This window comes from Haliscomenobacter sp. (assembly GCF_033763495.1).
GTDB lineage: Bacteria > Bacteroidota > Bacteroidia > Chitinophagales > Saprospiraceae > Haliscomenobacter.
In genome coordinates this window covers 1-21552 of record NZ_JANRKL010000042.1, presented here as the reverse complement: position 1 = coordinate 21552, position 21552 = coordinate 1, and the positions used below count along the sequence as shown (strand labels likewise).

Sequence of the window (21552 nt, the reverse complement as noted above, 5' to 3'; positions counted from 1 at the left end):
GTATATTAATTTAAAAATCTTTTTAAAGGTTCTATTTGCTGTTCAAAAGACCAATTTGCAATAAATTTCGCAGGTTTTCCTATTAATTTCCCCTGCTTTATTTCTTCAATTAATACATGTAAAACTTCTTGGAAGTGGTTAAAATCATTATGTTTAAAAACGTAACCTGTATCTTCAGGATGTATCAAATCAATTGCGCAGCCAACTCGATCACTTACAATCACCGGAATTCCAGAGGCTAAGGCTTCATTGATCGCCAACCCCCAAGTTTCCCCAGGTCCCGATGAGGGGAGACAAAACACATCACCTAAGCGATAAACTATCGGCATCCTGCTCTGGTTTTGAAAATCTAAAAAGTGAACATTGGGATCTTCCTTCGCTAATTGTTTTAACTCAGTTTCTAGTACACCATTTCCTACGTACAACAACTTCAGTTGTAGCGTATGACGAGTATTATATTGCTGAACGGCTTTTAATAGCAAAATTGGATTTTTTTTAGGCTCCAGCTTTCCTGCGTACAACAGAACCTTATCCTCTGGCATAAACCCTAATTGGGCACGCCACTGTACAGCCTTATGGGCATACTGCTTGTTTATATCATCTGCAAATCGTTTATTATCAATAGCATGGGGTGCAAATGCCAACTGGGGCTCTTTAAGCCCTGCTGCTTGAAAGTACCACTTATTGGCTGTTCCTACATAAAAAGCCAAGTCTACCCAGCTAAACACCTGCCTTAAAACTACCCTCTTTATAACTCTTTTCCATAAGGGCTGTTCATCCAACAAATGCGAGTCACCCCGGAACCAAACTGGAATTTGCCCTTTCAGCCTACGCATCAACTGCAAATGGCTGTAGTAGCTCCAGCCATACACTAAAACGGCAGAAGGTGACCAGTGCAGTATTTCCTCTATTAAGTCGGGATTGACGATGCCCATAAAATGATGCGACCCAGCTTGTTTGCTTGTATTGGGAACAAACTGGTAATCATAGCCCTCCAGAAGAGGTACATCCCAATAAATTTCTCGGCCAAAACCCGGATCATACTGGCTCTGCTCCTGATTCCCCCAAGTGTAAAATACTTTTATCGGCCGTTCTTGAGCCAGCAACCTAAAAACCGGTGCAAGGTATTGAATAGGATGAGTACAGATGATGGCTAATCGCTTCATTTCAATAACAATACTTGTTCGAAAATAGATACCTGTTGTACAGTTTTTGCCTGAGCAAAATGAGGCTCAAATGCAGCCCAGTTGACTTCCAATTTTGGAGAGTCGCTGCTCAGCAACAGCAGCCAATACTTTAGCAAAGCTCTTGCAGTGTTTTCATCATCCGTATTTTCGCTAAAAGTAAACACCTGCCCTGCACCAGTGTTTCTCAATAAATCAACTACACTACTTTTCTCCTGAAATACTGCTATAATAGGGCGTTTTGTAAGAATATAAGGATAAATTTTGGAGGCCGTATATTGCGGGTCATCTGAGCCTGGAACTAAGAGAAAATCTGCTTCTTGTAAGGTTTGTAAAGATTGAAAATAGGGCAAGCGATCCGTAATTTCTGTTACGCGATTGCTTAATCCAAATTCTTTGGCTAATGGGGCTATAGTAACTTGCCCTCTCCCTTGTTGGGCATAGCTGGTGCCCAAAAAGAAAAAACGTAAGGTATCAATGCTGGAATGTTTGGCCTCAAGTCCCAATTGGACTGCCCGAAAGATTATCCGCAAGGCTCGCCACATATCTTTGCCTCCCCGACCGATGTAGACTACTTTTTTTTGTCCTACATCTACCGAAAGAGGAAATGCACTACAACCTTGAGCGATTTCCATATCTTTTTCAAAGGCCCCAAAAGTAAGGGTATGACACTGTTCTGGCTTAATCCAGGGATAGCGTGCCTGCAAAGTTTGATGATATGCTTCAGACACTGCGATAATAGCACTCACCTGGCGCATGGAAATAGGCTCAAGATATTTGTTTAAATAATAGGAAAACCAAAACTTTGGTGGGCGTTCAGCTTTGGGCTTATCCAAGTAGTGGGTGGAGTACCAAGGATCTTGCATGTCAATGACATAAGGTACCCCGAAGCGCCTTTTCCAATAGTTACCTAATATTAGTACGGGAAACTGGGTGGTTGAGAAAAAAATCAGGTCGTATTTTTCTTCGTGCAAAAGCTGGTTAACAGCCCGATAGTAAAACCAAATAGAACGTAAGGCAAGGCTTCCTAAACCTACTTTACGGGTAATCTTGGGTGAAAAAGCTCGAAGAGAGATAATCCGCAGATTATTGGGAATACTTTGTAGTAAGAGATTGTCTTTAACAGCTTCGACATATTCAGGTTGTACACAAACTACCGTCGGCTCCCAACCAAATTTTGGATAGTATGGTAGACTTTGGCGGATTCTGTGCATGTCAGCGCCGTTGATAGGCGGAAAATGAGGGGATATAATAAGTAGTTTCCTCATAGTTTAGACGGCATTAGAATTCAGCACTTTTTCAACTAGTGGCAACCATTTTTTTTGTTCTTCTTCCCAATTAAGTTTTTGATCAGCCAATTCCCATGCGTTTCTTTTGGTGCTTCCTAATAAATCAGGGTTTAAATAACAGGTTTTTAAGATATCAGCAAGTTGATTCGAATCGCGTTGAGGGTATACCCATCCTACTCCAGGGTTGTCCGCCATGAAGCTTTTTTGAGCTTGGGTATCAGAGGCGATAATTGCGTTACCGGCCAAGAGATAGGTAAAGATTTTATTGGTTAAACAGATATCCCGGTTTTTTGGTGTACTCCTTTCCAATGCAAAGCCAATGTGCTGTTGATTGGCGATTTCGAATAGAGCTATTTCTGAAACTGGCGCTTGGAAACATAGTTTATGCCTCTCACTTATCAGCATTTCTTTTAGCTTGTCAATTGTTGTTGAGTTCGCTTCCCCCACTAAAGTAAATTGGATGGGAATATCGGGTATCAATTGCATAGCTTTGAGTATATCCTGTATCCCACGATTTAGACCAATGGTTTGGGAAAACCACCAGACGAAAAGCGAGGTATTGGGTAATTGTGGTAGTGGTTTTTGATACTTTTTAGAAAAAACGTTATTGATGGTTGTAAAAGACTGCGTGGGGTAATGTTGCTGGTAAACTTTTGAGATTAAAGGGCTCGCTGTGGTTACAAAGGCCGCTGATTCAAAAAAATAATCTTCTATTTTGATTTTGTTCTTGGTTGGAGCATCCAGTGTTATTGATTCTCCCCGGTGATAATCTTCGGCGTCAAAGGCAAAGATAGCTCTACTTTGTTGAGCTGCTCTAGCTGCTACAGGTAATGCACCAAGATTGTGCGCAATATACAGTTGGGCTTGGGTCTTTTTGGCTTCAGATAGCATTTCATGGTATGCTCGAGCCTCGCTCTGATACCTGAAGTGTGAAATAAAACTTAAATATTTGCTAACCTTATGCCGCAAACGAGTGTACCACCAGATCAATCGGCCCCGCTCAGGTGTTCCTCCTACAAGTACTGCGCGCCATTCTCTAACTTGAATTATTTCCGGGTCATAATCTTGTGCCCATTTTGCCCAATAGCAGTATACCACTGTAACTTGATAACCTGCTTCAAATAGGGCGTTTGCTTCTTTGACCAAACGAGGATTAGTAGAGGGTTGACCAGTAGTGAGTAGAGTGATTTTTGGACTCAAGATGAACGATTGATTAATTTAAAGTACAATTGCTCGTAAGCGCTAACAATCGCTTGGTCACTGAATTTTTTTTCGGCAACCTGGCGACAAATCAAGCGTTCAATTTGATTAATCTTACCTACTGCAGTGATCAGATCTTCTATAGTTGTGCCAGTAAAACCGTTTACTCCATCTATGATTATCTCTGGCACAGAGCCTCTCCTCAAAGCAAGGACCGGGGTGCCACAGGCCATTGCCTCCGCCATCACAATACCAAAGGGCTCATCCCATAAGATCGGCATTAGAAATGCAGAGGCTTGTCCTAATAGCATATTTTTTTGCTGATCATCAACTGGACCAATATATTGAATTTGCTGATCATCGATTTGCGGAGCAATTTTTTCTGTGAAATAAGTTTGAGCCACAGAATCTGAAGGAATATTTCCCGCTATGATCAATTTTCGACCTGTTTTCTTTGCTATATCAATAGCCAAGTGAGTGCCTTTGATATGCTCAATTCGTCCCAAAAAGACCAAAGGGGCGTCGTTATTTATCTCTGGTTGAAAATCGTACTTATGTATGGGAACTCCATTAAATATTGTGAATGCTGGGGCTAAAGGCTTGATTTGAGAAGTAATGTAATCACTGCACCCTGTGAAAAAAAGTGTATTCCTTTTTGAAATAGCCATAGCCCTTGTAATACCTGATAGAGTTGGCTCTCGCTGATAGCTCATTAGTTTGGGTATATTAGATGGTAGCGCTGGTATTAGGTAGGCCAGTCGGCCGAACGAGTGAATGAGATCATATCGGGTTGTCGTAATTTCTTTAAATAATGCATAGATATTATTCAGAGTATCTAAACTACTTCTCGATGTTTTTCCTGAATAGGGTAGGAGCTTAGTACAACCTACACTAGAATCGTAGTGTGCCATCAAGGTAACATTATGTCCTTTTTCAACCAAGCCCTGAACTAAAAACTCAACTATCCGTTCGATTCCACCGTAAAACCTGGGAGGAACTGGTATTTCTGGATCAGCTGTAAGGAGTATTTTCATAACCGAATTGTTTATAATATATAAAGTCAATACACCTCGAAGGAGTAGATGTGCTCAGAGGATTAGATGTGATTACAATTAATTGACTTTTTGAGCTATGGCAATTAGATTCCCACATAAACTTGGAAAGAATCTAGCTAGTATTTTAGAGATTTTTTCAAAAAATGAATACCTCAAAATTCTTTCAGGTAAAAACTTAACGCCCGTGATTTTTTTGACCACAAATCCATTTTCTTGAAGTAATTTGGAGAGTGTTTCTATATTAAATAATCGGACATGATGAATAATGTTTTTGTATTCTAAATAAGCCGGGTATTTACCAAAAGGAACGATTAACCTATTTCTTAAGCAATTAATATTTGGTGTAGAAATTACTAAATACCCATTTTCTGCCAGACACGAACTACATGCTTGGAGAAAAGACTCTGTATCAATCATATGCTCCAATACCTCTAGCGCAGAAATAACATTTGCTTTATTTACTCCAACCAATTGAACCCATTTATCATCGGCAAGGTCAGTTTTATAGTAATTAAAATTTGTAAAGCCTAAATCCTGTTTTAAGTCCCAATCATCCATGCCAATTGTTTTGTAATGGAAAACCTTTTCTACCAATTCTAGGAATTGGCCATGGTGGCATCCTAGATCTAACCAAATTTCATCTTCATGATGATCTTTAAACGGAACTTCCTCGACGATTCTAGAGAATCTGTAGTATGGATCCGTGCATATAACCTTATCAATTGGTTCAGATTTACCATATTTTTTATTGGTAAATTCCAAGATTTTACTTTCTTTAAGAATTGGTTTCAGATCGATGGCCATAATGTAAATGTTTAAGGCTAATAGGCTTGGAGATTTAAATCTTTTATCAAACCTACGCAGATTAGAAGACAAATTTGGTTTATTGATTTAAAATTGACAGGGTGTAATTCAAATTGTCGCACTCCAGATTAATCCTATTCATGGAGCGAGCAAATCCAGGAAGGTTCGTTAGATTAAAATTTTCACTATGCGACAATTTGAATTACACCCAATTGACAAGAGTATGCCTTGCACTGTGTGTTTGAGTTGAACCTATTTAACGAGATTTTGCATAAAACGGGACTTTTCGATCCTATCTACGCGAAACGGAAAGCGGTGTCGTTTAAAATTTTTTTTACGAAAAATTATTTACTAAATTGATTTGTATAGATGAAGCATTATTTCAGTTGATTTTTCTATAGTAAGGTTTTCCAAAATATAATCGCGAGGACTGTAATAATGTTGTTTAACATTTTCAAAAAAACGAGGGAATTTAATTGAAAAGTCAGCAATATTGCAGAAAAAATCACCACATCGTTCATCAAAAAATGGAATTGAAGTGGCTGGAACAACTGGTTGGTTATATTTAAACCTTACTGGATCAAGCCAAAAACCTTGGTCCCACGCAAAAACTGGTACATTTGAGGAAAGTGCTTCTAAACATGCAAAACCTTGAGTCTCATGTGCAGATAAAAATATCATACAAGATGATTTCGATAGTAAATGCTGGTAGTCACTAATTAAATATTTCCCATATCTAATAATCTTGTAGCTTAAGTTGTTGATATTTAAATGTTTAATAATATTATCTAGCACTTCTTCATGGTAATTTTTATCTTGCCAGTATAATTTATCATATATTAAAACGTCAAATTGTTTATTATGGGTTGAAACATCAATCCAAGTATCTGTGTCAATACCAGAAGGCCAAGTTTTGAAAATATGATTAGGATAAACATGTGCTGATCTCACTAATTCCAGTGCCCATTTAGAATGCTGCAAATAGTAAGCAATATTATACTTTTCACACAGAAAAGGAAGTTCAAGTGGGTGAGGAAAGCCTATAGCCGCAATAACAGGTTGTGATTTAGTAACTCCAATTAACCCTCTTTCGCCCAAACCAAATGATATTATTGGTTTTGTTCTATTGAAAAAAAAGAACCCCTTATTGAAATTATAGCTAACTCTTCTTTTATCCAAGCCTAATAAAAAATTCTTAACCACCATTTCCATTCCACTATAGCGATTTTTTTTTCTAATTAATTTTCGTATTATCGGTCTAATTAACCTGTCTCCTTTGACCCATCGGTCGTACTCTTGATTATATCTTATTTCCATGAGATTATTCAAAATTTTCGTGGAATACAATTCCTTCTTTTATGTTTTTTTTCTTCAGAAATGGGAAAATCTTTTTTACCACTTTTTTAGATACGTTAAAAGCACCATTTACGGACTCTCCAACCATTTCATTTAAAAATTGAGGCCGATACTTATCCGCCTCTAAATATATGTACCGGCTATCTTCAAGAACTTCTAGTTGAATATTTTTGCTAATTGGTTCATTAGGAGCCCAAAATCCATTCTGTGGTCTCGGGAAATATATTTCTGTTGCATCAGAAAGATAGGCAGCCCACCACAAAAACGTGCTATTTGAAATTATAATTTTTTTAAACTTTTTAATAAAAAGGATATTATCGATTGCACCCGGTGGTCGAACTATTGCGTTGTGTTTTTTTTGAATATATTTTATGAACTGATCATTAGTATTGGAGCATATAAAGACTCTATCGTGCTTAGTTAATTGTATTGCTTTTTCATAGTAGCTCAAAGGTAAACCATGCTGAGGTATATAATCTTTACCTCTCCTTACCCCTATGACTAAATCGTTTTCCCCAATTTCATCATAGAGAAAATCGTCCATTTTAAGCCATTCCCGTATTTCCGTTCGATAATCCTGATAATATTCATACCGCTGAAAATACCCGGTAAGTATAATGTGTGCTTTTAAAGCCTTGTTCTCGAGAAATGACAAATCAACTTTTTGACCTCGTAAATATATTTTTTGCTCTTTTGAATAATCCTTCCCTGAAATTTTTTCACTAGTTCCTGGGAAACCATCAATAGGATTCGCTTTTAATGTATAACCTAGCTTTAGTGCTAAAATCCTACCAAAGCAATATTGAAATAGATTGTTGCCTAGATTACCATCGTAAATAACTTCTACCATTTTTTATTTTTTAATATTTAACAACTGTTATGAAATGAGTATATTTCATTGACTCTATTCTGTTGAAAAGAAAGAAGTTCAATAACTTAAATAGAGGGCTACATTTTTTATACCAGCCTTCGTTATTTAATACGGTAAAGCCAGATTCATTGAACAATCTAAGTATGCTTTTTTGAGAATAAAATCTAAAGTGAGTTTTATCTAAAATCCCAGAATCTGTATATCTCCAATCTTGAGTTTTTAATATATTGAGTATAGTTCCATACTGCAAAATATTAGGGATAGCACTCACAATATAGCCATTTGGCTTGAGAATTTTTTTACAAAGATTTAGGGCCGATTCAGGATCTATTAAATGCTCAATCACATCAATGAAAAAAACGCAATCAAACTTTACATCTAACTGATCTAGAATAGTTTCATCAAATACTGAATTAATGACGCGATCTAGCTTTTTGCTTGCGCTTAATGCCGCTTCCTCATTTGGTTCCACTCCCCATACGCCTATGCCCCTTTCTTTTAAAAGAGCCCCAAACCCGCCTGAGCTACATCCAACATCTAGCACTAGGTTCAAATTATCTGGGACATATTTCAAAATATGGTAGTTTTCTCCTCCAAAATATGATGAAGGTTTTTTGCTATACATTTTTTGGTAATCCATTGCAGATTGGTTAAGTATTGTGATTTATTGGATATTTCTTGGGGATAAAGCTCCTTGCCTATTCTAAGAAACTTTAAAGTAAAAGTTCAAAGTTTTCTGGACCAAAAATTGTGATAACTACTATATTAATTCTTTTTCATGTTTCTTAGAGATAAATCTAGATTTTTATTTTTTCTACGATTTTCTTGTACTTTTCTCTATCTTTTTGAAAAGGGGTAATATCGACATGCGGAAGCACTATTCATTTATGTGTGTGTGTTCGCAATGAACCAACTACTTTTAATGCTAAAACTTTTTCAAAATAACAGTTGCATAGTTCCAGTTTTTTGACTTTAATCCTCTATCAAATGATTTTCAAAAGTACCTGCTAAGCCAAATAATCCAATATTATCAATTCTTTGCACATTTAGCCCCATTTTCTTGATTACAGGAACACTTGCTGCTTCAACTGAATAAATGGGGTTTAAATATGAATAAACATTTTTATTAGGCATAAACTGATTGATTAAAAACCTTTTTAGAGATCCCGCTCCAATTATTCTTGCGGAGTGTGCATAAATCTCTTCAAGCATATTGGTTAAATACTGTTCAAAGATTTTTTTATTGGAAAATATATAACATCTAGTAGCCATCGATTCCTTTGTGGTAAACAATTTGGAGTTGTGTCGATAGAATTTTGCTCCTAGCTGAAATTCCATGTGGTTAAAATCAATTTTTTTAGATAATTGATATCTCCCAGAGATTTTAATAATCGGTATATCGTCAGGTAAATCATTAATTGCTGATAAAAGCATAAATGTTTCTGAAATGCCTTTATTATCAAACTGATATTGGGTAAGTGTTTTTACTGTAATTTCAGGGAATTCTTTTTCCAAAGTGCTTTGGTACTCTGTTCCTGAATTATCGTATAAACGAATATCTTCATACCCTAATCTTTTGAGAGAGGTTATTGTTTGTCTAGTCTGTTCAGTCCTCTCATTGCTTGAATATACAGATTTGAGGACAGAATTAGAGTTCACTCGAGGAGTGAAAATTGTTGATGAAATTAAGGTACATGGGTTCATGATATCTTAGGTTTTCTTGAGGCGTGCGACCACAACAAATTGTATGTACTTTAGGTCTGACAACCTATTCATTAAAATAAAATTAATAATTTTGAATTTAATACTGGACACAGGGTTAATTCCCTCTATATTGGTTATTTCAAAATTGACATCTGTAAATAATCTGATTATAGATTTTTTTGAAAAAAACCTTAAATGGGTAACGTCCATAATTCCAGAAGATTCGTACCTGATATCTTGTGTTCTTATTATATTTGATAAATTACTATAAAATAAAAAATTTGGAATTGAAGCAATAATCACTCCCTCTTCAGAGAGAAGTTGCTTTGCTATTTCTAGTGCCTGCCATGGCTCTTCTAAATGTTCTAATACATCATTAAAAAAAATACAATCGATAGGCTGATTATATTTTTTTTTGACAGCATTTATGGAGTTTTGAGTGAAAAAATCATTTATGATGAAATCTGCGTGATTTTGTGCAACTATAGAAGCCTCTCTGTTAGGTTCAATACCTATCCTAACTATTCCTCTATTATTAAAATTATTCAGAAACGTACCTGCTCCACAGCCTACATCCAACATTGATTTGATGCCATTTGGAATGAACTTTAATAACTCAGGCCTCGTGTTATAGTAATACTTTTGAGGATTAACAAATTTATTTTCCATAGAGCATAGAATTATAGTGTGGAGACTCAAATTTTGGTTAAGAGCCTGTAAAAAATTACGTTTTCCGCAATATGAACTGAATGTTAGCGATTAAAATAAAAGTCTCACTAGTCTTGGTGTCGGCTTCGTAATCAAGGGGGAGCCTTCTTGACCACATGAGCCAGGAAATCGTCATCTCGACTTTCCATCGCTGAGGTAAGACTTCAAAAGGCGTTTTAGCAGTGTCACTGCGTTTAAAAACCTGGAGTACCCATTTGAGTTTTTCCAGCAACCATTCAGCTAAGTGTTCATAGGCACCATCTCCAATAATGATTTTCATTCGCTTAAAGCCTACCAATGCTAACTTTTGAAGTAACATTTTAGCAGCGCAAGCATCATGATTGTTTGCAGGGCTAACCATAACGGCCAAAGCTAAACGTAGAGAATCAATAACTAAATGCCGCTTTCGGCCCTGGATTTTCTTATGACTATCGACCCCAAGTCCTCGCTCTCGATTTTTAATCGACTGTGAATCAATGATCGCAACACTCGGGGAAGCAAATCGATCCTGTTTGATTCGTTCTTGTTCAACTACATGACGATTGATCCGCTTCCATAGACCACTTATTTGCCAACTCCTAAAATAATAGTATATAAGGAGGGAAATCTTTGGGGAGCATCCGCCACTGAAACCCGCTGCGAGTTAGATAAAATATGGCGTTGATAGTCTCCTGCAAAGAATATTTCCGTTTACGTTGTGTATCATACAAAGAACTTATAACTTCCTCTTGGGAATAAGTGATGTTAGTTGGGTACATATTTGCAAATTTTTTCCAACCAAATTACCCTTGATTCCTTTTTTATCAATCCTCACATCTGTAAAATCCTAAATTTTTACAGGTTCTAAATGGTTTTTAAAAATCTAGCTTTGCAGGATTTCGTCAAAACGATTTGCACTGGATACTAAAAAAAGCCAAAATCATTTTTCTATTAAGGCTCATTCATATGGTTGATGGCACGCTCAAAGTTTTAGGTGCTTGACGTTTGGCATCTTGATTACCGTTAGGCATAGCCCGATTTTCGCCAAAATACACCAATACCATCAATATCTATTATCTCGTCTAAAATGTTATGCTGTTCTCTGTAATCAAGCACTGCTTGTTTACAAGCAGGTACTGCACCCCAGTCATCAACAATGATAAACCCTCCTTTAGCTAATTTGGGATATAAATATACTAAACTGTCAATTGTAGATTCGTACATATCGCCATCAAGTCTTAAAATGGCTAAACTCTGAATAGGCGCAGATGGCAAGGTGTCTTTAAACCAGCCTTTCAAAAAACAAATATTATCGTCGAGTAAATTATATTTTTTGAAATTGTTTTTCACGGTTTCTAATGAGACAGAAAGCTCCTCCTGAAGATAATGAGTATCTCCTTTGTCATAAATATATTTATCTTCGTCTGGCCGTGGTAGGCCTTCAAAGGAATCTGCGACCCAGATTTTTCTATCTTTAACGTTACTCTCTTTTAATAATGCAGCCATAAAAATTGTTGCACCACCTTTCCAAACACCGGTTTCGATTAGATCACCTGGTATTTTATCTTCTATTACTTTATTAACACAATATTCAATGTTTTCCATCCTTTTAAGACCAATCATAGAGTCTGCATAAGTTGGCCAATCAAGACCATTGATTCTATTCTCTTTCTGGTAGTTGACTATATCACATATAGCCATTTTTTTCTTCGAAAGTATGTTGTCCAATTTTAGTAAGATCCTCCTTTTCAAAGAATGTTTTTTCCGATGAATTGGTTTGTATTCTACCTGATTTACCCGATGAAGGTCAAGTAGGCATATTTTCATTAATTCTAGATACAACGACATAGAATAACAATTATAAGGTTTGAAAATTAAATTCAGGACTTCTTTGCAGTGCAGCAGACAGGTCAAAAAGCAGCTGCTAAGAATTATGTTAAAACAAGAGTATGCCTAAAAAACTATTTTGCTTACCGGGTCGTTGATTTCAACATTGAAGAAATATTGGTCAAGCAACCCAAATAGCAGAAATCCATTAGGTTTTCTCAAAATATTTGGCCTGTCGCGGTAGAAATTAAACCTGAAAATGGTTTTCCAACTACCCATTGATAGGTAAAAGCTTGAAAACTATAAATTTTGTATATATAAACGTCAAAGATACTTAGCTGCTCTTTTTTTTAATCTTATTGTTTAGATATGTGCTAAAGATTTATTGTTGTTTTTCTTGCCTCATGAATATGTTAAATCTCTTTTATAAGATTTGCAGTGTAAATGAGATAATTATATTAGAAATGGCTGGCGTCAAAAAGTTAGAATGCTGACTAGATCACTTATTTTGAAAAAAAAATTGCCGGGCTTTTTGATAACCCAGGTTTATTTATGGAACGATGCCTTAATTCATAGGCTCTTTTGGTGGGGAGTCTAAATATTCTCATCAATTTCCCAAAACCAATTTTGCCTCACAATGCTGTTGAAAAAATCATGATCTTGAGTATTGTACTTACTTCCGATTCCATCTAAATTTGAAAGAGAAAATGGAATTTCAATAGAAGGAATTAAAATCCTTTTTAGATAAGCAATTCCAATGTCAATTTCTAATACGTAATCCCCCGTTGCTAAAGTATAACTTGGAATACGGACTCTGAACTCATAAACCTTTTCCTTAACCACCTCGATATTATCTCTGAAATCGTTATAGTATGAACTTGCAATTGGTGAACTCTTGGAGTTTTTTATAAGAATACCAAAGACTAAATTATTTATATTTACTTTGAAAATCACTTTCACCTTTATGGTTATTTCGTTCTCAATTAAAAACATGTCATCTTTAACTATAATTACATTTTCAATAATTGATAAGTACTTATTATCTATTGTTGAGCTTATGCTTTTATCTTTAATAATCTGATAATACTCGTTTATACCTTGAATCTGAGAGCTAAATTTTGATATTTGACCTTGCTTTAATAAAAATACAGAATTGCATAATCTACTAATTGCATCCATATTATGACTCACGAACAGCACAGTTCTCCCCTCATTCTTACTCACGTCCTCCATCTTCCCGAGGCATTTCTTCTGAAACTCAGCATCGCCTACCGCCAGCACCTCATCCACTACCAGAATCTCCGGCTCTAAGTGCGCAGCCACGGCAAAAGCCAGCCGCACATACATACCCGAAGAATAACGCTTTACAGGTGTATCAAGAAATTTCTCCACACCAGCAAAATCCACAATTTCATCAAATTTCTTTTTAATTTCGGCACGAGTCATTCCCAAGATGGCACCATTCAGAAAGATATTTTCACGGCCGGTCAGTTCGGGGTGAAATCCGGTACCAACTTCCAGTAAACTGGCTACCCGACCGTGTATTTCTACTCGCCCCATTGAGGGTTCGGTTATTCTACTCAGCACCTTCAATAGGGTGCTTTTTCCAGCACCGTTGCGCCCGATGATGCCCACCCGGTCGCCGCGTTTGATCTCAAAATCAATGTCGCGTAGCGCCCAAAACTCCTCAACCGTATCTCCAGCCAGCAGTTGTTGACCACTGAATACCTGCCGGGTTTTGTTCAAGACACCTTTCACATTCCGTGCTAATACATCGCGCAGTGCGGTATAGCGTTCGCGTTCACTTTGGTGGCCAATGAGGTACTTTTTGCCGAGCCCTTCGGCTTTGATCACTATGTCAGACATTGGTACTTTTTAAATCAAATCCGCAAAACTCTTCTCCATGCGTCGAAACAGGGCAATGCCCCACCACAAGAACAAGGCTGTAACCCCCAAGCTCAAATAAAACCCCGGCCAATACACCGTACTATCTGCCCCTAGTATACACCAACGAAACCCATCGATTACCCCCACCATAGGATTGAGGCTGTACAACAAGCGCCACTCAGCGGGCACTACACTGGTGCTGAACCCTACGGGTGAAACGTACAGACCAAACTGTACAATAAAAGGGATGATGTAGCGAAAATCGCGGTATTTGACATTGAGTGCGGTCATAAGCAACCCGGGGCCCAGGCTAGCCAACAGTGCCAATACCATGAACAGCGGTAAAAGCAGGATATTCCAGCTCGGCGCGTATTGGTAGTAAATCATCATACCCACCAGGAGTACGAAGCTGATCAAAAAATCCACAAAGGCGGTCACTACTGCTGCCGTAGGTACGATCAGCCTTGGAAAATACACTTTGCTGATCAAATTGGAATTGCCAATCAAGCTATTGGAAGCTTCGCCCAGGGAAGTGGCAAACAGGGTCCACGGAAGCATGCCCGCAAACACCAGCAAGGCATAGGGTGCATTGCCTTCGGTAGGCAGCTGCGCTACCCGCCCAAATACGACCGTAAAAATGACCATGGTCAGGAAGGGGCGAATGACCGCCCAGGCTACCCCGATCACGGTTTGTTTGTACCGTACGGATACATCCCGCCAGGCCAGTATAAAAAACAATTCCCGATAGCGCCAAAGGTCGCGCCAGTAGTTTTTTTCGGCCCGGCCAGCTTCGAGAATGGTGAGGTGTTCCTGGTGACTCATGGGGATTGGGTAGGTTTAGTTCCTGGTTTCTAACGATGGTGAAAAAGCCTTTACTTTATCCGCGATGCTTACGCGCAGCTGCACCCATTCCGGGTCGCGGCAATAAACAATCGAGGAGTGTGTTTCGGCAGGATGTATTGGATGCAGTTTCTTTAGTTCCGGTTCATAGGTATAGGTCTCAAACTGCAAGTCCAGCAATTGTTGCTGAAGACTTGGGGGGATTCCCGCTTTTGTTTGCCCGGGCTGTTCAAACAAGATGACCTTTAAGTAAGGGGTCAGCAAAAACTGGAGTCCCTTCTGGAACACATCCATTTCCAGCGCTTGCGGATCAATGCTGATCACATCGGGCATGCGTCGGATGTATTGGTTGAAGGCATGCAGCGGTACTGGGGAGGTATCGTGCGTGTGCTGTCCCTGGCCATTTAGTATAGGAGCCCCCGGTGCTTCATCAGAAGGAGTGGCTGGGGTAAGCTGTATGGGGGTCACCAGTTTTTCCAAATGGTTCAGCTGGATGTTGGTTTGTAGGTGCTCAAATGCCGCAGGGTTTGATTCAATGCGGTAAGCGTAAGCGCTGCGTACACCTGAGGCCAAAATGCTGTAGGCACCCGTGTTCACTCCTGCAGCTACAAAAACGTCTCCAGGGCGCAGTAAGTCCAGGATAAAAGCCATATTGTTGAGCTGATCCAGAGTAGGTATCCCCTTTTCCTGCATGAAGGCCCAAGTGGCTTTGCTGAGTTTGGTGCCACCAATCCAGGGGATCACTTGTGGATCGGGGAAAAAACGGGTATAAATCTGCTGGAACAAAGTCTGCAAGGGTGGAGTACTGGTTAACGAAAAGGAATAGAAGTAGTGGAATTTTGAAGCATATTAGTGGTATTTTATACGGCTTCGCCGCTAAAAAGTCGCACTACTTTTCAGCCTCCTCACCGCGAGCGCGGCAATCACAACAAAAAACAATAAGCAATGCGAACATACTATAATATTTCTAAACCGTTGCATTTTTCCCCTACAAACTCCAATAAAAATCCGCTTCGTCCCGCTGCCCCTGGTACAATCCTTTCAGGTCAAACAAGATCAGGTCACCGTGGGCGATGCTGCGGAAGTAGTTCATCCCCAGGGTTTTGTACTCCTGATGCCCGACTGCCAGGATGATGGCATCGTAGGCCGTGCCCACCTGTTCGGTCAGCGAGAGTTTGTATTCATGCGCCACCTCATTGGGTGAAGCCCAGGGGTCGGTGATTTGTACATGGATGGAGTAGGACATCAGTTCTTTGACCAGGTCCACCACTTTGGAGTTGCGGATATCGCCTACGTCCTCTTTGAAGGTGATGCCCATCACGAGCACCTTACTCGTACTGGGGTTTTTGCCTTTTTGGAGCAGGGTTTGCACCAGGTTTTTGGCAATCCAGATGGGCATGGCGTCGTTGATGCGGCGTCCGGCGGCGATCACCTGCGGCTCGATGCCCAGTTGCCGGGCTTTGTGCAGCAGGTAATAGGGATCCACGCCGATGCAGTGGCCGCCCACCAGCCCGGGGGCGTAGCGGTGAAAATTCCACTTGGTGCCTGCTGCGGCCAGGGCGGCATTGGTATCGATGTCCATGCGGTCAAAAATCATGGCCAGCTCGTTGACCAGGGAGATGTTGAGGTCGCGCTGGATGTTTTCGATCACTTTGGCGGCTTCGGCTACTTTGATGTTGGGTGCTTCGTAGATGCCCGCCGTGATGATCTGGCGGTACACCTGAGCGATGGTGGCGAGTGCTTCCGCGTCGCAGCCCGATACAATTTTGAGGATGGTCGGGAGGGTGCGGGTTTTGTCGCCGGGGTTGATGCGTTCGGGGGAGTAGCCTATTTTGAAGTCCTGGCCCCCTTGGAGTCCGCTGTGGGCTTCGAGGATGGGCAGGCAGTCTTCTTCGGTACAGCCGGGGTACACCGTGGATTCGTACACCACGTAGTCGCCGGGTTTGAGGGCTTTGCCTACACTTTCCGAGGCTTTTTGCAGTGGAATCAGGTTGGGTACCTTGTGCTCGTTGATGTCGGTGGGTACCGCTACAATAAAGAAGTGCGCTTGTTGCAAATCGGCGGCATCGGCGGTGAAGTGGATGTCGACGTTTTCAAATGCAGTTGGTTCCAATTCCCGGGTAGGGTCGATGCCCTGCTGCATGAGGGCCACCCGTTCTTGATTGATGTCAAACCCGAAGACCCGAAAGTGTTTGGCCAATTCGAGGGCCAGGGGCAGGCCGACGTAGCCCAGGCCAATTACGGCGATTAATTTTTCTTTTTGGATTAATTCAGTAAACAAGGGGTATCATTTGATGATGAAACACTTGATCAAATCTGCGATATTTTTTTCCCATCCTTCGGATTTGCCCGATAGCGCCAAAGGTCACGCCAGTAGTTTTTTTCGGCACGGCCAGCTTCGAGAATGGTGATGTGTTCAGACATGTGGGGAATGACGAATTATTCGAATGACGAATGGCGAATGGGGTGCCTTGGGTCGGGTGTGTACACGCTCTTCATCGACAGGAGAAGAGGCCTGAAAAACAATGGAATGCTAAAAGCTACTTCCTTCCTTTTTTTTCTCTATTTCCGCGTGGGCGTTTGCCATATTTCTCAACATGCTGTTGAACGTGTTCCTCCTCTATTTGTTCGGCGGTTTTTCGGCCAGGAATGTCTCGGATCAGTATTTTTCCAACAAACCGTAAAAAATTGGCTACCAGATTAAAGAGTGACAATTGATCTCTTAATCAGGCCGAAAGGCCATCCTCATCAATCTCATCGTCAGAGACACCGTATTTGTACACCTCATCCTCTAGCGTATCCGTTATTTCATAGAGGTGATGTAGGTTATTGTTTTGGTGAGAGTTGCCGTGGGGCATCGCTTTCAGCTTTTATTCCTCCCAACCCGCTTCATTACTATATGTCTCATACGACTTCCGAGGGATATGGACCAGGGTTTTCCCCGTTTTGCGCTCATACGCCAAGCCTGCTGCCGACAACAAACGCTCAAAGGACAAGCCAGTTGGGAATTGGGAGGGATCGTGCAGTACTTCCTCGTAAAATGCTTTGCCGTTGGCTACTACACAGCAGCGGTCGTACAGGAAATAATCTACCGACAGGTACTTCTTTTCCCGATCGCGGATCGAAGCTTCGGCGTGGGCGCGGGTGTCCAGGAGCCACAGTTTTTCGGCCATGATGTCTTCAAACTGGTGGATGTTAGAAATGGGCAGATTGGCCAGGGCTTGCACCAGCGGTTCGATCACAGCATTGTCGTCGCCTGCGTTTTCCCAATCCAGGCGTTCGATTAATTGCCAGAAGCCATCCTCGGTGAGCCAATCTTGAGGTGTTTCGGGTAGCAGTATTTCCACCTCGGCTGCACCATAACGTTGCCGTAGTTCTTCGATGAAGGACTCGTCTAAGGCATTGAGGTTGATGTGGAGCGAGGTAGTCATGACTTGGATTTGGCTGCTATATTAAGCTTTTGTGAGCCGGGAAGCAAGGGGGAATGACGAATTATTCGAATGACAAATGACGAATGGGGTGCCTTGTGTCGGGATTTTCCCCAGCGTTCAAGGCCTGTTTTTACATCAAAAGCATTGATTGTATGGTACTGTCAGAAGGCTTCGCCGCTGAAAAGTCGCAGTACTTTTCAGGTATTTCGCCGCGGGTGCGGCAATAGTGGTAAAAAAACAAAAACCAACGCAAACATAGTGTATTTTTTTTAAACCGTGGTAGTTTTTTACGGTAAACTTTGGCGAGGGACGAATTTTTCGAATGACGAATGACGAATTGTCGCGTTGGGTTCGGGGATTTTTGGAGAGGCAAAAGGCGGGCCAAAGCGACATCAATGGCAGCGCGGAGGACGCGGATTTTGGCGGATTTTTGCTCACGCCTTCGGCGCGAGCGAGATCATTTTGAGGCACGATAAAAAAAAACACTTTGAAACAAGCGCTACCTTCCAACAAGCGCAATTGTAATGCCTTTGCCCTGAGGCAGCAGCTTCATTTTTTATGCTGAATCAAACGTTTAAGCGTTTCCATTTCCGTGCGCAGCCCCTGGAGTTCACTTTTGATGGCCTGGAGTTCATTCAGGATTTTGTCGCCCCGTTCGCCTTCTCCCCAGAGCTGGAGGGGATCGATGCCGTGTTCCTGTTCCAGCAGCTCGACGATGCGGCGGAAGGTTTTTTCGTTGCCGCCGCTGAGGGCTGTACTCACTACACCCTGGGCCAGTCCGAAGCGTTTGGCCAGGTCTTTTTGGCTAATGCCTACGCTTTTCAGGGCACCCTTTACGCGTTGAAAAACCAGGGGGTCAGGATCATTAGGTAGTGGCATAAATAAAAATTTTATCTTTTATTTGAGATATTAATTCTCTTTTTTTACCTTTGTTCCCAGCATAGGAACTGATCCGAAAAGTAGCATTTTATTCACTGATTCCACCCCAGGTGGTTAAAAATTCCTTTATGAACACGGTATCAAAGAAGTATCAGTCAGTACCTATGCGCCTCCCCGCTCCCCAAAATCCCAGGAATCCGCGTGTGGCTTTGCGTATATTGTTGCTTGGTAGTTGTATCTTGGCGTTAGTAGCGGCCTGGAAGGGTCTTGGTTTTTTGGATCAGGATGCCGGGGGGGCTTTGATCTTGTCTTCGGAGCGGGAGGCTCAGTTGCAGCAGCGGCTGCGGCGTTTGCAGCGTTGTGAGCAGTATGTGTTGCGGGCCAAATCCAATGGTTTTTATCCATGTTACGCTTGCGTGGGGGATACCCAGATTTTTTTGCGCGCGGGTGAGGTCTGGAAATACGGCATCAGCATCCGGGGGCAAAAGGGGCGCTACGGCAACAATTGGATTGCGGCGCGGGGCCTGAATTATCGGGTGCAGTATCGGGGTTCGGTACAAGCCTGTTTGCGTCAGGAAGCTTTAAAAATATACCACTATGCTTTGTTGCCGGAAAACATCCGGCGGGCGGTGCCCCTGATGCGGCCTCCGGGCAACAAAGTGGACTTGTAAAACCTTAGAAGATCATGTTGTACACAGCTTTTGTCGTTTCCAGCATTGTGGAAGACAATTCCATTGGAGACAAAATTGACAGCCACAATGTGCAGTTGCTGGAGCAGGTGTTGAATGCGCGTTTGCAGTTGGCGGCCTATGGCCCGGGGCTACAGGGCATTGGGGTGGTGTTTTTGGGTACCGATCCGGCCGAGGATGGCATTCACGAGGAGGAGTGGCGCTTCGAGGCCAGCACGGGCGAGCTTTATTTGCAGCTGCGTTTGCCTTATGCGCTGCTGGAGCAGGCCAGCGAGCAGGAGGTGCTTCGGCTGATGGGGCAGCGCTATGTGCAGGGGCTGCGGGAGGCAGCGGAGTTGGTGCCGGAGTTTGATTGGGAAGGCTTGTTGGTGGATGTGCAGGGAGTGGTGACGAATGACGAATTTTTCGAATGACGAATTTTTCGAGTGACGAGTGACGAATTTTCGCGTTGGGTTTGGGGATTTTAGGGGAGGAAAAAAGGGCAGGCCAAAGCGACAACAATAGCAGCGCGGAGGAGGCGGATGAGGCGGATTGACGCGGATTTTATCACGCCTGCGGCGCGATTAGAACAAGAGTAGCCACAAAGGCAGAAAGCCACGAAGAAAGCATTTTTGATTCAGCCTGCTTTGTATCTTGGCTCCTTGGTGGCCAAAAACTTTGCCGCTAGCTTCGAGCGCTAAATTCAAGCCTTCAACATCATTCAAGCAAAGTTGCACTTTTTGCTTAATCTCTATCATTTCTTTCTGTCGCTTTGGCAATCAGGTCTTCAATATACTCCATGTCTTTGTTGGCCAATTTAGCAATTTGCTCGATTGGCATTTGAAATTCCTGGTAGAGGGAGAGGATCATGTTGTTGATTCTTTGGCGCTCTTCTTCTGCGCGTTGGTGTTCTTCTTGGGCGCGTTGGTGTTCTTCCTCTGCGCGTTGGCGCTCTTCTTGGGCGCGTTGGCGCTCTTTTGCTGCTTTTTGCCGCTCTTTTTCCACTTCAGTCAGAGGGTTGATGCCAAAGACGTGCTCGTAGAGGCCAGCTGCAAAATCTTTTGATCCTTGTGAAATGGTCATATCGTCGGAATTTGGAAAAACCAAGGAATATTGAGTTTGTTGGAACTCATTTTCGAATTCGGGTGACAAATCGATAAAATCCCTTACAAAGTTAAGGATTTTGACGATTCGGTCAAAGGGAATATTTTTTGTCCGAGCCAATTCGAACAGCTTGTTCTTTAATGCAAGGCGCTTTTTTTCATCATCTTTGCTTTGATTCGCATACTGAGCTGCGAGAAGCGCGATTGCAAAAGGGTTATCAGAGGCATCAATCAGGAATTTTTCTGGATAATTTGCGGCCACTATGCTCGTGAACTGATACTGAAGCATGGTGCCATAAGTTCGCCGCTCGTATAAAAGTTCGTCGACAGGGGGCGGGTCATCCGTAAAAACAGCGAAGGCGCTAATCTCTTCGATCCCATAGCGCAGGCCGGCGATGGCTCGGTACTCATACATGCGACGGCTAAAGCCGGATTCGTAGTTGTGCTGGAACTCGATATGGACAAAAATGTAATGCTCCTTGCCTGTTTTAAGCTGAACTTTAACCAATTTATCTGTATGCCTTCGTTTGCCTTTTATTTTCCACCTACCTCGAAATGCGTTGATCAGTTCCTGTTCGAGGAAAGTATATCCTTTTGTCCAGTCGATAGCTTCGTACAATTCCGGACTAACAAAGGCAACAAAATCCTGGAAAAAGTCGGTGACAAAGTCTTTGAGTAGGGCGTCGTAATCGAGTATTTTGGCCATACGGACGAGGGTTTAAGGTTTGTGATAGCCAAATTTAGTTGTTTTTTGTATTTTTTAAAAG

Annotated in this window: 22 protein-coding genes and 1 pseudogene; 2 read left to right on the top strand and 21 right to left on the bottom strand. The window is 41.4% G+C overall.

What is annotated here, in order from left to right:
• Positions 1–5: 5 nt before the first annotated feature.
• From SFV55_RS05560 to SFV55_RS05470, 20 genes and pseudogenes are all read right to left on the bottom strand, one after another.
• Positions 6–1166, bottom strand: coding sequence for a glycosyltransferase family 4 protein (locus SFV55_RS05560; RefSeq protein WP_320028478.1), 1161 nt, complete (start codon positions 1164–1166; stop codon positions 6–8).
• Complete coding sequence (locus SFV55_RS05555; protein WP_320028477.1) at positions 1163–2398, bottom strand: glycosyltransferase; 1236 nt, start codon at positions 2396–2398, stop codon at positions 1163–1165. Before SFV55_RS05555 ends, SFV55_RS05560 begins: the two co-directional genes overlap by 4 nt.
• 57 nt (positions 2399–2455) lie before the next feature.
• Positions 2456–3673 carry a hypothetical protein gene (locus SFV55_RS05550; RefSeq protein ID WP_320028476.1) on the bottom strand — a complete coding sequence of 406 codons (1218 nt, stop codon included), beginning with the start codon at positions 3671–3673 and terminating at the stop codon, positions 2456–2458.
• Positions 3670–4707 (bottom strand): glycosyltransferase, encoded by a 1038-nt coding sequence (locus SFV55_RS05545; RefSeq protein ID WP_320028475.1) that lies wholly within the window; start codon positions 4705–4707, stop codon positions 3670–3672. Before SFV55_RS05545 ends, SFV55_RS05550 begins: the two co-directional genes overlap by 4 nt.
• Positions 4708–4785: 78 nt before the next feature.
• Positions 4786–5532: a class I SAM-dependent methyltransferase gene (locus tag SFV55_RS05540; protein WP_320028474.1), complete on the bottom strand. Its 747-nt coding sequence runs from the start codon at positions 5530–5532 to the stop codon at positions 4786–4788.
• A 351-nt stretch (positions 5533–5883) separates the two neighbouring features.
• Positions 5884–6849 (bottom strand): hypothetical protein, encoded by a 966-nt coding sequence (locus SFV55_RS05535; RefSeq protein ID WP_320028473.1) that lies wholly within the window; start codon positions 6847–6849, stop codon positions 5884–5886.
• Between the two features lie 4 nt (positions 6850–6853).
• A complete protein-coding gene (locus SFV55_RS05530; protein WP_320028472.1) occupies positions 6854–7738 on the bottom strand; it encodes an alpha-1,2-fucosyltransferase in 885 nt (294 codons plus the stop codon).
• Positions 7739–7748: 10 nt separating this feature from the next.
• The gene (locus tag SFV55_RS05525) at positions 7749–8399 is read right to left on the bottom strand and encodes a class I SAM-dependent methyltransferase (protein ID WP_320028471.1); all 651 of its coding nucleotides are present in this window, start codon (positions 8397–8399) and stop codon (positions 7749–7751) included.
• Between the two features lie 332 nt (positions 8400–8731).
• Positions 8732–9463, bottom strand: a complete 732-nt coding sequence (locus SFV55_RS05520; protein ID WP_320028470.1) for a hypothetical protein — start codon at positions 9461–9463, stop codon at positions 8732–8734.
• Between the two features lie 6 nt (positions 9464–9469).
• Positions 9470–10132: a class I SAM-dependent methyltransferase gene (locus SFV55_RS05515; RefSeq protein WP_320028469.1), complete on the bottom strand. Its 663-nt coding sequence runs from the start codon at positions 10130–10132 to the stop codon at positions 9470–9472.
• 55 nt (positions 10133–10187) lie between these two features.
• Entirely contained in the window at positions 10188–10766 is a 579-nt protein-coding gene (locus SFV55_RS05510; RefSeq protein ID WP_320028488.1) for an IS5 family transposase, read from the bottom strand.
• Positions 10750–10929, bottom strand: coding sequence for a transposase (locus tag SFV55_RS30160; protein WP_413776692.1), 180 nt, complete (start codon positions 10927–10929; stop codon positions 10750–10752). The genes SFV55_RS05510 and SFV55_RS30160 overlap by 17 nt, the downstream gene beginning before the upstream one ends.
• Before the next feature lie 244 nt (positions 10930–11173).
• Positions 11174–11998, bottom strand: a complete 825-nt coding sequence (locus tag SFV55_RS05505; RefSeq protein WP_320028468.1) for a TylF/MycF/NovP-related O-methyltransferase — start codon at positions 11996–11998, stop codon at positions 11174–11176.
• Between the two features lie 573 nt (positions 11999–12571).
• Positions 12572–13843: a polysaccharide ABC transporter ATP-binding protein gene (locus SFV55_RS05500; protein ID WP_320028467.1), complete on the bottom strand. Its 1272-nt coding sequence runs from the start codon at positions 13841–13843 to the stop codon at positions 12572–12574.
• A gap of 9 nt (positions 13844–13852) precedes the next feature.
• Positions 13853–14686: an ABC transporter permease gene (locus tag SFV55_RS05495; protein WP_320028466.1), complete on the bottom strand. Its 834-nt coding sequence runs from the start codon at positions 14684–14686 to the stop codon at positions 13853–13855.
• Between the two features lie 15 nt (positions 14687–14701).
• Entirely contained in the window at positions 14702–15499 is a 798-nt protein-coding gene (locus SFV55_RS05490; protein ID WP_320028465.1) for a hypothetical protein, read from the bottom strand.
• Positions 15500–15692: 193 nt separating this feature from the next.
• Positions 15693–16985 (bottom strand): nucleotide sugar dehydrogenase, encoded by a 1293-nt coding sequence (locus SFV55_RS05485; protein ID WP_320028464.1) that lies wholly within the window; start codon positions 16983–16985, stop codon positions 15693–15695.
• A gap of 259 nt (positions 16986–17244) precedes the next feature.
• A pseudogene (locus SFV55_RS05480) lies at positions 17245–17562 on the bottom strand (hypothetical protein).
• 12 nt (positions 17563–17574) lie between these two features.
• Positions 17575–18135: a DUF4240 domain-containing protein gene (locus tag SFV55_RS05475; RefSeq protein WP_320028463.1), complete on the bottom strand. Its 561-nt coding sequence runs from the start codon at positions 18133–18135 to the stop codon at positions 17575–17577.
• 549 nt (positions 18136–18684) lie between these two features.
• Positions 18685–19014, bottom strand: coding sequence for a hypothetical protein (locus SFV55_RS05470; RefSeq protein WP_320028462.1), 330 nt, complete (start codon positions 19012–19014; stop codon positions 18685–18687).
• A gap of 128 nt (positions 19015–19142) precedes the next feature.
• Here SFV55_RS05470 and SFV55_RS05465 point away from each other — a divergent pair, with 128 nt between their 5' ends.
• Together SFV55_RS05465 and SFV55_RS05460 are read left to right on the top strand one after the other, a co-directional pair.
• A complete protein-coding gene (locus SFV55_RS05465) occupies positions 19143–19685 on the top strand; it encodes a hypothetical protein (RefSeq protein WP_320028461.1) in 543 nt (180 codons plus the stop codon).
• A 14-nt stretch (positions 19686–19699) separates the two neighbouring features.
• A complete protein-coding gene (locus SFV55_RS05460; RefSeq protein ID WP_320028460.1) occupies positions 19700–20116 on the top strand; it encodes a hypothetical protein in 417 nt (138 codons plus the stop codon).
• Positions 20117–20426: 310 nt separating this feature from the next.
• Here the strand turns inward: SFV55_RS05460 and SFV55_RS05455 are convergent, their stop codons facing one another.
• The gene (locus tag SFV55_RS05455; protein WP_320028459.1) at positions 20427–21491 is read right to left on the bottom strand and encodes a hypothetical protein; all 1065 of its coding nucleotides are present in this window, start codon (positions 21489–21491) and stop codon (positions 20427–20429) included.
• Positions 21492–21552 lie beyond the last annotated feature (61 nt).